Source organism: Serratia sp. BNK-33-b (assembly GCF_048684565.1).
Classification (GTDB): domain Bacteria; phylum Pseudomonadota; class Gammaproteobacteria; order Enterobacterales; family Enterobacteriaceae; genus Serratia; species Serratia marcescens.
This window is the reverse complement of the sequence record NZ_JBLQTZ010000001.1, coordinates 2,377,237-2,389,107: the sequence shown is the minus strand read 5'-3', so window position 1 is coordinate 2,389,107 and position 11,871 is coordinate 2,377,237. Positions and strand designations below refer to the sequence as shown.

12 protein-coding genes and 1 riboswitch are annotated in these 11,871 nt (G+C 59.9%); of the genes, 8 read left to right on the top strand and 4 right to left on the bottom strand.

What is annotated here, in order from left to right:
• Nucleotides 1–58 precede the first annotated feature (58 nt).
• Entirely contained in the window at nucleotides 59–466 is a 408-nt protein-coding gene (locus tag ACMGGK_RS11360; protein ID WP_016927737.1) for a MerR family transcriptional regulator, read from the top strand.
• Here the strand turns inward: ACMGGK_RS11360 and eno are convergent.
• The 3 genes from eno to ACMGGK_RS11345 are packed head-to-tail and all read right to left on the bottom strand — an operon-like array spanning nucleotide 463 to nucleotide 3,160.
• Entirely contained in the window at nucleotides 463–1,746 is a 1,284-nt protein-coding gene (gene eno / locus ACMGGK_RS11355; RefSeq protein WP_143778992.1) for a phosphopyruvate hydratase, read from the bottom strand. The two genes, ACMGGK_RS11360 and eno, sit on opposite strands and share 4 nt — an antisense overlap.
• Nucleotides 1,747–1,762: 16 nt before the next feature.
• Nucleotides 1,763–2,191, bottom strand: a complete 429-nt coding sequence (locus tag ACMGGK_RS11350) for a hypothetical protein (RefSeq protein ID WP_016927735.1) — start codon at nucleotides 2,189–2,191, stop codon at nucleotides 1,763–1,765.
• Nucleotides 2,192–2,194: 3 nt separating this feature from the next.
• Nucleotides 2,195–3,160: a DHHA2 domain-containing protein gene (locus tag ACMGGK_RS11345; RefSeq protein ID WP_420276904.1), complete on the bottom strand. Its 966-nt coding sequence runs from the start codon at nucleotides 3,158–3,160 to the stop codon at nucleotides 2,195–2,197.
• A gap of 40 nt (nucleotides 3,161–3,200) precedes the next feature.
• A riboswitch (Fluoride riboswitch) is annotated at nucleotides 3,201–3,276 on the bottom strand.
• A 176-nt stretch (nucleotides 3,277–3,452) separates the two neighbouring features.
• Here ACMGGK_RS11345 and ACMGGK_RS11340 point away from each other — a divergent pair.
• The 3 genes from ACMGGK_RS11340 (at nucleotide 3,453) to ACMGGK_RS11330 (ending at nucleotide 6,713) form a co-directional block, all read left to right on the top strand.
• A complete protein-coding gene (locus ACMGGK_RS11340; RefSeq protein ID WP_049299216.1) occupies nucleotides 3,453–5,333 on the top strand; it encodes a diguanylate cyclase domain-containing protein in 1,881 nt (626 codons plus the stop codon).
• Nucleotides 5,334–5,403: 70 nt separating this feature from the next.
• A complete protein-coding gene (locus ACMGGK_RS11335; protein ID WP_016927732.1) occupies nucleotides 5,404–6,252 on the top strand; it encodes an AraC family transcriptional regulator in 849 nt (282 codons plus the stop codon).
• A 53-nt stretch (nucleotides 6,253–6,305) separates the two neighbouring features.
• On the top strand, nucleotides 6,306–6,713 hold the full coding sequence (locus ACMGGK_RS11330) for a DUF2000 family protein (protein WP_016927731.1): 408 nt from the start codon (nucleotides 6,306–6,308) through the stop codon (nucleotides 6,711–6,713).
• A 49-nt stretch (nucleotides 6,714–6,762) separates the two neighbouring features.
• Here ACMGGK_RS11330 and ACMGGK_RS11325 read toward each other — a convergent pair whose 3' ends face one another.
• Nucleotides 6,763–7,632 carry a LysR substrate-binding domain-containing protein gene (locus ACMGGK_RS11325; protein WP_016927730.1) on the bottom strand — a complete coding sequence of 290 codons (870 nt, stop codon included), beginning with the start codon at nucleotides 7,630–7,632 and terminating at the stop codon, nucleotides 6,763–6,765.
• A gap of 181 nt (nucleotides 7,633–7,813) precedes the next feature.
• On the opposite strand from ACMGGK_RS11325, the gene ACMGGK_RS11320 reads away from it, so the two are divergent.
• The 4 genes from ACMGGK_RS11320 to ACMGGK_RS11305 all read left to right on the top strand — a co-directional run bounded on the left by ACMGGK_RS11320 (nucleotide 7,814) and on the right by ACMGGK_RS11305 (nucleotide 11,832).
• Entirely contained in the window at nucleotides 7,814–8,986 is a 1,173-nt protein-coding gene (locus ACMGGK_RS11320; protein ID WP_260966782.1) for an MFS transporter, read from the top strand.
• Between the two features lie 17 nt (nucleotides 8,987–9,003).
• Nucleotides 9,004–10,050, top strand: a complete 1,047-nt coding sequence (locus ACMGGK_RS11315) for an NAD(P)/FAD-dependent oxidoreductase (protein ID WP_049299221.1) — start codon at nucleotides 9,004–9,006, stop codon at nucleotides 10,048–10,050.
• A 315-nt stretch (nucleotides 10,051–10,365) separates the two neighbouring features.
• Nucleotides 10,366–10,683: a cupin domain-containing protein gene (locus ACMGGK_RS11310; protein ID WP_420276903.1), complete on the top strand. Its 318-nt coding sequence runs from the start codon at nucleotides 10,366–10,368 to the stop codon at nucleotides 10,681–10,683.
• Between the two features lie 357 nt (nucleotides 10,684–11,040).
• Nucleotides 11,041–11,832 carry an AraC family transcriptional regulator gene (locus ACMGGK_RS11305; protein ID WP_110146997.1) on the top strand — a complete coding sequence of 264 codons (792 nt, stop codon included), beginning with the start codon at nucleotides 11,041–11,043 and terminating at the stop codon, nucleotides 11,830–11,832.
• Nucleotides 11,833–11,871: the final 39 nt, after the last annotated feature.

Genomic DNA, 11,871 nt, shown 5'->3' with positions numbered 1-11,871 from the left:
TGTCGCAGGGTGAATGGCGCTATACTAGGTTTAAAGTTAACTTTAAGGTCAATAGGGCATGAAAATCGGAGAGTTGGCGGAGCGCGCCGGCATGGCCGCCTCGGCGATACGTTACTACGAACAGCAGGGTCTGCTGCCCAAAGCGGTGCGCGGCGTCAACGGTTATCGGGTGTATAGCGAAAGCGCGCTGGAGCGGCTGCACCTGATCCAAATCGGCCAGAATCTGGGGTTTTCGCTGCAGGCGATCCGCGGGGTATTGGCGCTGCAGGGCAGCGCTTATGAGGATGGGTTGATACAGGGCGTCGACAGCCGGCTGGCGGAAATCGAGCGGATGATGGCGACGCTGAACGAGCAGCGTGAGACGTTGATGGCGACGCGGCGTATTCTGTTGGAATCCGGCGTGGCGGGATTATGCCGCGCAAAAAATGAAAAACAGGCCGGTGCGTGGCCGGCCTGCAAAGATTAACGGCGTTTAAAAGCGGCGCGCCCGGCATATACCGCCGCGGTGCCCAATTGCTCCTCAATGCGCATCAGCTGATTGTATTTTTCGATGCGCTCGCCGCGGCACGGCGCGCCGGTTTTCAAATGGCCGGCTCGCATCGCAACCGTCATATCGGCGATAAAGCTGTCGACGGTTTCGCCGCTGCGGTGCGAGATAAAGGCGCCCCAGCCGTTTGCCTGGCAAAGCTGCACGGCGGCGAAAGTTTCGCTCAGCGTGCCGATCTGGTTCAATTTGATCAGCGCCGCATTGGCCAACCGTTCATCAATCCCGCGCTGGATGTATTTCACGTTGGTGACGAACAGATCGTCGCCAACCAGTTCCACCTGATCGCCCAGGGTGTCGCTGAGAATGCGCCAGCCGGCCCAATCGTCCTCGGCCAAACCGTCTTCAATCAGCACGATGGGAAAATCCTGCACCAGCCGCTGGTAATAGGCCGTCATCTGTTCGGCATCCAGTTCAGCGTTTTCGCTGCGCAGGCGGTATTTACCGTTGGCATAGAATTCACTTGAGGCCGGGTCCATGCAAATGGCGATATCGTCTCCCGGTTGATAACCGGCTTTCTCTATCGCCTGCACGATCAGCTCCAGCGGTTGCCGGTTCGAGGCAACCGCCGGCGCGAAACCGCCTTCGTCGCCGACGCCGACCGACAGGCCTTGTTCCAACAGGATTTGGCGCAGCGCCTGATAGACTTCACTGCCCCAGCGCACGGCCTCGCGCAGCGATGGCGCGCCCTGCGGGGCTATCATAAACTCCTGAAAGTCTGCCCCTTGCCAACGGGCGTGCACGCCGCCGTTGATGATATTCATGCAGGGCACCGGCAGCAGGTTGGCGCCGATGCCGCCCAGATAACGATACAGCGGCAGTTGCGACAATTGCGCCGCGAGGCGGGCGGCGGCCAGAGAAACGCCGAGCAGGGCGTTGGCCCCCAATCGGCTCTTGTTCTCGCTGCCGTCCAGCGCGATCAGCCGGCGGTCAATCTCCTCTTGTTGGCGCACATCCACCCCGCGCAGCGCCTCATTGATCGCCGTTTTGACGCTGTGCACCGCCTCCAGTACGCCTCTGCCGCCGAAACGGTGCGGATCGCCGTCGCGGTGCTCCACCGCCTCGCGTGAACCGGTGCTGGCGCCGGAGGGAACCGAAGCCCGTGCCACGACGCCCGCCGCAGTCATTTCAACTTCGACGGTCGGGTTGCCGCGCGAATCCAGGATTTCTCTGGCGGTTACGTTTTCAATCTCATAGCTCATGGATGATCACCTCATTCTAGGGAGTGGGCACGTGCTTTATCAGCACGTCGATCGACAAATGGTTAATGAACTCGAAGCCGAAGGAGGCAAAGACGCCGAACGGACGGTTCTGATGGCCGAGCAGCAACAGATCGACCCCTTCGCGGGCAATCAGGGCTTCGACGTCTTTGAAGCGATGGATGCTGACAATTGCGCGCACCTCCAGGGGGATTGAGCAGTCTTCCACCAGACGGCTGAGCATGGCTTTGGCGGCGATCACCTCGCTGGACTGGCGATCTTTGGTCAGCGAATCGCTGAGGTAGTCCAGCTCGGCATAGTCGGCGCTGATGTGCGCCACGGTAATGCGCGTATTCATCTGCTGATTGAGGCGTTCGGCATGACGCAACAGCAGCCGGCCGTCGCGTTCATCCTGCACCAGCAGTAAAGCATGTTGGTAGAGCGGCATGACTTATCTCCCTGCGTTAGCGATCTGGCGGGTTAACCACGGTAAAACCTCTTTTTTCCGGCTCGTCATGCCGGGCAGCGACACCTGACGAATGTCGAGCACCCGGTTCGGCGAGAAATACAGGGTGGAGCGACGGCAGGTGATATCGGTGACCAATAGCGCGGCCATCGCCAGCCCGGCTTCCTGCTTCGCGTGTTCAAGCGCCTGTTGCAGCGCGGGCAACAGCGGATCGATGTCGCTCATGGCCCGCACTTCTATCTGCGACAGCAGCAGCGAGACGCTATGGATGCGATAATTCTTGGCATCGCGCTGCAGCAACTGCGCGGCGGATACCCCCGAAAGATCGGTTTTGGCGGCCAGCAGTCCGGCGGTGAAGGCGTCATAGTCAACGTGAGAAATTGCGCGCAACCGCGAGACCGCCAGCCGATCCAGTTCGGTGGTGGTCGGCGCGCTCAGCGCAACGGTATCGCTCAAAATCGCGCCCAGCAGCAGCGTGGCCTGGGCGGAAGAAAGCGGCATCGGCCTTTCCGCCGCCAGGATCTGCAGGATCACGGTGGCGCAACAGCCGACGGCGCGAACCCAGACATCGGGCGGGTTGCGGGTGATTAACGTGCCCAGCCGGTGATGGTCGATAACGCCGACCACATCGCTGTCGGGCAATGAGGCCGGCCCTTGTTCGACGTCGGTAAAATCGACCAGCCAGACTTTACGGTCACGGAGATCGCCTTTCAGCAGCGGAGGCGCTTGTACGCCGGCGGCGGCCAGTATGTAGCGGGTTTCCGGCGTCAGCTCGCCAAGGCGGAAAGCGACGGCCGGTTTGCCGAGGTGATTGAGCCAGTCCGCGACCACCAGCGTGCTGCAGATGCTGTCGCTGTCGGGATTTTTATGGCCGAAAACGTACAGCGGCATTTCCCGCACGGTGAGATCAGGCTGTGGCGGAAAAGGGGTAAAACGTGAGATTTCATTCATAGCGACTCCTGACATACCTGCCTAAAAAATAAAGCGAAGTTGTATATCAGGCGTCATCATCCGGTTCGAGCGAACGCGGCGGTTGGGAAAGGTGGAACACCATCACCTTGTGAGCGACTGTAGCGCAGCGCGGTGGCAAACGCAACGCCCGGCAAAGCTGGCGAGAATGCGCAATCGGATTGATACTGAGTGAGTCTATGATGGACAAGGATATTTGCCGCTAACCGACGAAAACGCTGAACGGACTCACGCCGGCTATGCCGGGTCCGTCGGTGACACATTGGGAGACAACATGCTCGAACCCTGCTTCCCCGAAAACGAAGCTGAACGCCTGTCGGTATTGAATTCGCTGAACGTGCTGGATTCAAACTCGGTGGAGAAACTGGATCGCATCACGCGGCTGGCGGCGAAATACTTCGGCGTGACCATCGCGTTGGTGTCATTGATCGACCGGGATCGTCAATGGTTTTTATCGCGTTACGGTCTGGATGCCCGGGAAACGCCGCGCAATATCTCGTTTTGCGGCCATGCTATCTTGCAACGCGAAGCGCTGGTGGTGCCCGATACCGCCAACGATCCGCGCTTTTTTGATAATCCGCTGGTGATTGGCGGACCGCGGATCGGTTTCTACGTTGGGCAACCGCTGCTGTCGCTCGACGGGTTGCCGCTCGGCACCCTGTGCATTATCGACAGTCAGCCGCAGCCGTTTTCCCCGGAACAACTGGCCGACCTGCACGACTTCGCCGCCGTGGTGGAGGAGTATTTGCAGAGCATTGAACGCCACGTCTATACCGAAAACCTGAAGTCCAATCTGCAACGCTCGGAAGCCCTGTTCGAACAGACTTTCGCCCAGGCGGCGGTAGGGATGGCGCTGGTGTCGCTGCAGGGGTATTGGCTGCGGGTCAATCCGCGCATCTGCGAAATGTTGCGCTATTCCGAGCGCGAGCTGATGGATCGCACTTTTCAGGACATTACCTATCCGCTCGATCTCAACACCGATCTGGAAAAACTGCAGCAGCTGCTGAGAAACGAGATCAGCACTTACTCGCTGGAGAAACGTTATTTCCGCGCCGACGGCTCGATCGTCTGGGTGCAGCTGACGGTGGCGTTAAATCGGCTGCCTAACGGTAAACCGGATCATTTCATCTCGGTTATCGTCGATATCAGCGAGCGCAAGGCGGCGGAGGCCGATCTGTTCGCTCTGCAACACGAGCTGGAACAACGCGTCGAAATCCGCACGCGGGAGCTGAACGTGGTCGTCAAGAAACTCAACGAAGAGATTGAAACCCGGGTGCTCGCCGAATATCAGCTCAGCGCGGAGAAGGAACGCCTGCGCGCCATTACTGACAATATGCCGGCGTTGATCAGCCAGATCGACGGCAATGAACGCTACCTGTTCGCCAACAGCGCCTACAAAACCTGGTTTGGCCTGGAAGAAAGCCGCCTCAGAGGAATGACGGTGCGCGATTTTATGGGGGAGAACGTTTATCAGATAGCGAAACCGATGATAGACAGGGCCTTGGCGGGGGAAATGGTGAGCTTTGAAAATGAGCTCCAGACCCAAAAGGGACTGCTGATGATCCACACCACGCTGGTGCCGTGCGAAACGCAGGGGTTTTACATTCTGTCCATGGACATTACCGAGTTGAAGCGGCTGCAGCAGCGGCTGGAATATGACGCAACCCATGACATGCTGACTGGATTGACCAATCGACGCGCGTTTCGGCGCCGGTTGTCGGGCACGCTGCAGGCCTGTTGCCATCAGCGGCAGATGGCGCTGTTGTTTATCGATCTCGACGGGTTCAAAACCCTTAACGACAGCTATGGTCATGACTTCGGCGACGCGATCCTGAAGACATTCGCCACATTGCTCAGCGCCTGCGCAGGCGAGCACCACAGCGTCTCGCGCCTGGCCGGTGACGAGTTCACGGTGATCCTGTGGCCGTTGACGGATCCGCGGCGCGAGGTCAGCGAATTTTGCGAAAACGTGTTGGCGCAACTGGCCAAAATTACGCAGATCGGGCCGCAGAAGGTACGGCTTTCCGCCAGCATCGGCGCGGCCATTTCTCCACGCGGCGATGTGACGGAGGAGATGCTGTTGACCCGTGCCGACGGCGCGATGTATCAGGCGAAATCGGCCGGAAAGGGCACTTATGCCATCTGCGAGCTGTGAGCGTGCAACGGTGGCGGTCTCAGGGTAAGCTGTTTTTCTTTTCCTGTGAGCAGAACTCCGGATTAATTGCATGGCGTCCAATCATCAACATACAGACTGGCTCGAACTGCGGCGCGATGACGAAACGGGTATTGAGAGCGTCAACGCCCACTTTCAGGGGCATGCCTACGATCCTCACGATCATGATGAAATGCTGGTGGGCGTCACGCAGCAGGGCTTGCAGCGTTTCAATTGCCACCGCTCGCTGCACACCAGCCGGCCGGGGCGCGCCATGCTGATCGAGCCGGGCGCGGTGCACGATGGCCATGCGCCGCAGGCCGAAGGGTTTACCTATGCGATGCTTTATCTGCCGCAGCGCTGGGTCTCCGACGCGATGCAGCGCCGCGGATTGGGGGACGCTTCAGTGCTGGAAGGCGCCTTCCACAGCACGTTGACCGACGATCCGATGCTGGCGACCGCGATACAACAGGCTTTTTTTGCGTTGCATCAGAGGGAAGGCCGGCTGGCGCGCGATCAAAGCCTGGACCAACTGCTGACGCTTTTGGCGCGGCATATACGCGTCAGGCCAACGTCCCAACGCGATGACGCTTTGATTGAGATGAATCGTTTACGGGACTACTTGCACGAGCACATGGCGGATAATCCCAGTCTGGAGGAACTTGCGCTTCAGTGCGGCCTGGATCGTTTCCGTCTGACTCGCCAATTCACCCGCGCTTTCGGCCAGTCGCCGCATGCTTACCTGATCCGGCTGAGGCTGCGTGCCGCGCGACTGTTACTGGCGCAGGGGGAAGAGCCGGCGCAGGTCGCCATGCGGGTAGGCTTTGCCGACCAAAGTCATTTGGGCCGCTGGTTCCGGCGCGCCTACCGTTTATCGCCGGCGGCCTATCAACGGCAGTGCACAAACGTTCTATACCGCTGACTCGCTCATCGCCGATGATGCGCTTTTAAGAGCACAACGGAGTAGAGCGAAACATGTTTGATACCAAGATAGCGTTTATCGTGCGCGACGATCTGCAAACCTGGCAGCGGCTGAACGTGGTGGCCTTTCTGGCGACGGGCATCGCCGCCGCCGCCCCGGAGATCATCGGCGAATGTTACGTGGATGCGCAAGGCAGGCGCTACGGCGGCATTTCCGGGCAGCCGATGCTGATTTTCGCCGCGGATCTGCCGGGCCTGCAAAATGCGCATCGCAAAGGGCTGGAACGGGAATTGACGCTGATCCCCTATGTGCACGCCATGTTCTCGACCGGGCACGATGCAGCCAACCGGCAGGTTTTTCTCGCCGAAGACGCGGACAACCTGGATTTGGTTGGCCTGGCGCTGCGCGGGCCGAAGAAAGCGGTGGATAAGGCGATAAAAGGCCTGACGCTGCACGCCTGAGAAATACCGTTAGCGCGGTGCGCTTTTGCGACGGGATCCAATACGGCGCTTAGGCCTGGAACGTCTGCAGCCAGGCGGCGAACTTTCTCACGACCTCATCGTCCCGATCGCGCAGCAGCAGGGAATAAACGCCGGTTCGAATCGTCAACGCCGGGAAGGGCGACACCAGCCGACCGGACGACAGATGTTTGGCGCAGAACAGGTAAGGCACGACGGCCAGTCCCAGGCCGTCTTCGGCCGCCTGAATGGCGGCGAAGGTATGGTCGAGCGTTAGCGGCGGCGGCGAGGCGTCCAGCGCCGTCGGATAGGTATTCAACCAGCTGCGCCACAAATCCTCCCGGGCGCGGATGCGAATGGCTGTATGCCCGGCCAGATTGTCTGGCGCACCGATCGGCATGGTGCGCAAATAGCTCTGGCTGCAGACCAGCAGGCTGTCTTCCTGCAAAAAAGGGATCGCCTTCAGCCCTGAGAAGTGCGCGGGGTCGCGCCTGATCGCCAGATCAAACGGCATATTGCGATCGACGGCCCCAGTGGCGGTGGTGATATCAACCGCGACCTCCGGATGAATCTCGTTGAACGTCGCCAGTTTCGGCATCAGCCAGTGCATGGTGAACGTCGGCAGGCTGTGCACCACCAGCCGTTGCCGACCGGCGCTCGCTTTCAGCGCGCTTTCCGCGGCATACAGTTCGCTTATCACCCGAGATGCGGTGCGGGAAAAATTCTCGCCGGCCTGCGTCAGCCGCACGGATTTGTGTCCGCGATAAAACAGCGTGACCCCCAGCTGTGCTTCGAGACTGCGAATATGGCGGCTGACCGCGCCGGTGGTGAGAAACAGCTCATCCGCAGCGGCGCTGAAGCTGCCGAGACGGGCGGCGGCTTCGAAAGCGGACAGGTGCGGCAGGGAGTGGATTTTTTTCATAGGTTGAGTCTAGCTCAACCAAATGAGGGAGGAAAGATCGTTTGTCAGCCGTTGATTTTGCTCACTATGATGAGGCATTTCCTTCTGATTGCTGAGTTTATGATGCGGATCTTTTGGCTATCGGTCATGTGTGTTAATGGCGTTATCCGCACCCTGCGGTTGGCAGGGAGGCGGCGCTGAAATGCGAGCTTTCTTTTTGCTTTGCGTGAGCCGGGCTGGCCTCTGCCTGGGCACCATGATGTTTGCCGGCGCGCTGCCGACCATCAGAAGCGAGTGGCAGCTCGACGCCGCCTCCGCCGGTACGGTGCAGACGGTGTTCAGCCTGACCAACGCCCTGGCGTTGCTGGTGGCTTCCTGGTGGTGTGATTCGCTGGGCGCGCGTCGCGTGTATCTGCTGTTTTCCTGGCTGGGCGCCGGTGCGCTGATGCTGTTCGCCGTGTTTGCCCATTCGTATATCGGTGCGCTGGTGTTGATGGCCTTCGTCGGCCTGACGCAGGGCGGCGCCTATACGCCGGCGCTGCTGTTAGCGATGGGGATGAACGGCCCGGCCCGACGCGGTTACGCCATCGGCATGATCCTGGCGGCCAGTTCGTTGGGGTATTTTCTGTCGGTTTTCATCGCCGGTTGGAGCGCCATGCGCTGGGGCGCCGGCGTGGCGTTTTCCCTGTGCGCCGCCGGTGCGTTACTGGGGGCGCTGGCGGGTTCGTTGGCCCTGGTCGGTTATCAGGAACCGCAACCGCGCACGCTGGGAAGGAAGACGAAACGAGAAAGCTATGCTATCACCTATGCGACCCTGCTGTTGCTGATCGGGTATATCGCTCACAGCTGGGAACTGCTCGGGAACTGGGCCTGGGCGCCCAGCCTGGTCAGCGAGGCGTTGAGCGTTTTCTCTCTGGATCCGCTCAGCGCAGGATTGATCGTCGCGGCGGTGATCCACCTGGCCGGCATGATCGCCACGCTGATTGTCGGCACCGTTTCCGACTATTTCAATCGTGCATCGGTGTTGATGTTTATGGGCGCCGCGGGCGCGTTGGGATCGCTGCTGATGGGGTGGTCGGCGAACTGGGGGCCAGGCTGGACGCTGCTGTTCGTCAGCATCGGCAGTTTCTTTATTCTCGGCGACTCCGGCGTGCTGTCGGCGGCGATGGCGGACAACGTGCCGCCGCAACAGCTCGGTAGCGTGATGGGCTGGCGATCGTTGCTGGGGTTCGGCATCGGTTCGTTCGCCCCGTTATCCTTTGGCGTCGTGATGGATACCACCCAGAGCTGGGGCACGTCTTATGCCGTGTTGGCCTGCGGCGGCGGGGTAGCCTGCCTGGCGGCAGGGTTGCTTTGGCGACAACACGTGAAATGAGGTTCGGAGATCATTAAATGAATGGAACATCATCACGCATGGTCATCGTGGGCGCCGGGATTGTCGGCGCATCGATCGCCTATCATCTCGCGCGCCAAGGGCAGCACGTTATCGTCGTTGAGCAGGCGCATCCCGCGGCGGGAGCCACAGGCCGCTCGTTCGGCTGGATCAGCGAAGGCGTGCTTGAGGGTGCTCCCGACGCGTTTCTGCGGCGCGAGATCGTGGCTGACTGGATACGCCTGGCGCAGGAGATCCCGGATCTCTGGGTGAATTGGTCCGGCGCGCTCAGCTATGGCCAGGCGCCGGCGACGCAAAACCCCGATAATCGGCTTTTGCCCTCCGCCGAGGTGACAGTGCTGGAACCGGGGCTCAGGCAGCCCGATAGCCAAGCGTATTTTGCGGCGCGTGACGGCGCCGTCGATCCGCAAGACGTGACACAGCGGTTGCTCGAATGCGTTCGCTCGTGGGGCGGGGAGTTGCTCCTGGGGCGAACCGTCAGCGGATTTTTGCGTGAAGACGGGCAGATCATCGGCATCGTTACCGAGGAAGGCGCGATTGCCGCCGATCGGGTGGTGCTCGCCTGCGGTACGGGGATCTCGGCGCTGCTGGACGGCAGCGGATTCTCGCTGCCGATCGAGGCGTCGCCGGCCATTTTGTTACGCTATCACGCGGCGGCGCAGGTGGTGAACACGCTGATTGCGGGCGACGACATCGAAGTGCGTCATGCGCAAAATGGCGATCTGCTGGCGGCGGAGGATTATCCTGCGCACGGCGATGAAAACCGCGTGGAGGGCGAAGCGCAATCGGCGATTGAAGGGCGTCTGTCAGGCACGGCGCCCTTGCAACTGCAGGCGTGTGCGGTGGGGATGCGCCCCCGGCCGCGCGACGGTTATCCCATCGTCGGGCCGCTGGGCGCCACCTGCCTCTATGTGGCGGTGATGCATCCGGCCGTGATGTGCGCACCGACGCTTGGTCGGCTGATCGGCGACGAGCTGCTGCATGGCGTTAACCCCGCCATTCCGCACGCTTATCGCCCGGCGCGATTTATTAATGATGGGGTGTGAAGGGGGGAGATCATCGCGATCTCCGGCAGACGGCGCATTGGTCTCGCCGTTCAGGTTTTCCGACTACGGATCAGCACCGTAATGCGCTCAACCTTGCAGCGGTTTTTTGCGCCGTCGGCGATGCTCTTATATATTTAGTAGCATGCCTGAGGCAGGTTAGGCATGAAACGGCGGTCGATCGGGCCGCTGCAAGTACGACAGTTAATCCGTTCGCCAAGAGGCTGCGAGCCTGTGCTTTCGGTAGGGACAGCCGCCAATCGTTTTTACGGCGACCGAAGGCGGAGCAGCTACTCACCGGTCACGAGGACACTTACCATGCATAAGAGAACACTGGCGTCACTGCATTACGAAAACATGCCTTACGATGGGGTACACTTTCACATTTTGAAACGGGAGACGCCTGGCCATACGGCGTTGCTGAAGCTGGATGCGGGCAGCCGACAACCGACGCGTTTTCACCCGGGCTGGGTGAAACTGATGGTGCTGAGCGGTGAACTGAAGGTTGACGATCAGACGTTGCAACCCCATGAGATGTTGATCATTCCTGCCAATACCGCTTATACGGTACAGGCCATCACGGAAGTGATTTGTCTGGCGATTTCCGAGCTGGACGGCGCCGAGTTGGCCCGTTGATGAGATAACCACGTTGGATGGAGGAGAGCCTAGGCGCTCTCCCTATCCCTTCAGCATTAAGCCGCCCCCCAGGCCGAGCTACCTGCTGATTGATGCATACACCTCCTGATTTATGCCACCGCGCTTTCCCTCTCCATCACTTTCGGCCGCGTCGCCCCCGCAACGAGCCGCCATCGCGCAGCGCATGCGCAACGTCATCGCCTCCGTTTTACGCAGAACGATGAAATTTTGGTGTAAATAGTGAGTTTCTTCGCATAAGGCCCCTGGTGTGGCTTGCGAGAACGTCACTATATGGAGGATCATGCGGTCCCTCTATCAAATAAAAGACATTCGCGTTATCAAAAGGGACAAACGATCATGGGATTCGAAGTCGACAACGCCGAAACGAAACGCATCGACCTCAGCAGCCACGAAAATTCCTCGTTCGAGGTGACGGGGCTGGTGAAACACTATCCGGCGGGCTTCGTCATTCCTTACCACTCGCATAAACGCTGTCATTTGCTCTATTCGCAACAGGGCGTTATGGCGGTCGAGGCGAGCAGCGGGCGCTGGATCGTGCCGCCCACCACCGCGGTTTGGTTGCGGCCGGGGGTAGAACATCAGATCGTCATGCAGAGCAACATCTGCGTTTACGGGATTTTGGTCGATGAAATCACCGCCGCGCGTTTGCCGCTGCGCGACGGCGTATTACAGGTTTCACCGCTGTTGCGAGAACTGATCGCCCAGTTGGCGACGCTGGCGCCTGAAGGGCCGGAGACCAAACGCAATGCGCTGCTCAGAGCGTTGTTCCTGGAGGAACTGAGCCTGCAGCCGCAGCTGGCGCTGCATCTGCCTTGGCCGGCAGAGGCGAGAATGGCCGAAATTTGCCGGCAGTTGGTCATCACGCCGGCCGACGAACGCGGTATTGAGGCCTGGGCCGATTCACTGTCGATCAGCGTCAAGACCTTTCAACGCCATTTCAGTCAACAAACCGGCATCACCTTCGGCCAGTGGAAACAACGTCTGCGGCTGCTGTCGTCCATTCCGCTGCTACTGGCCGGCAACTCGATCATCCACGCCGCCTTCGAAAGCGGTTACGAGAGTCACAGCGCCTATTCGGTGGCGTTCAAAAAATTGTTTGGCGTTTCGCCTTCGCGCTTTACGCTATAGCCTTATGGCATAGCGCGCTTCTCCTATAGATTGAAGCAA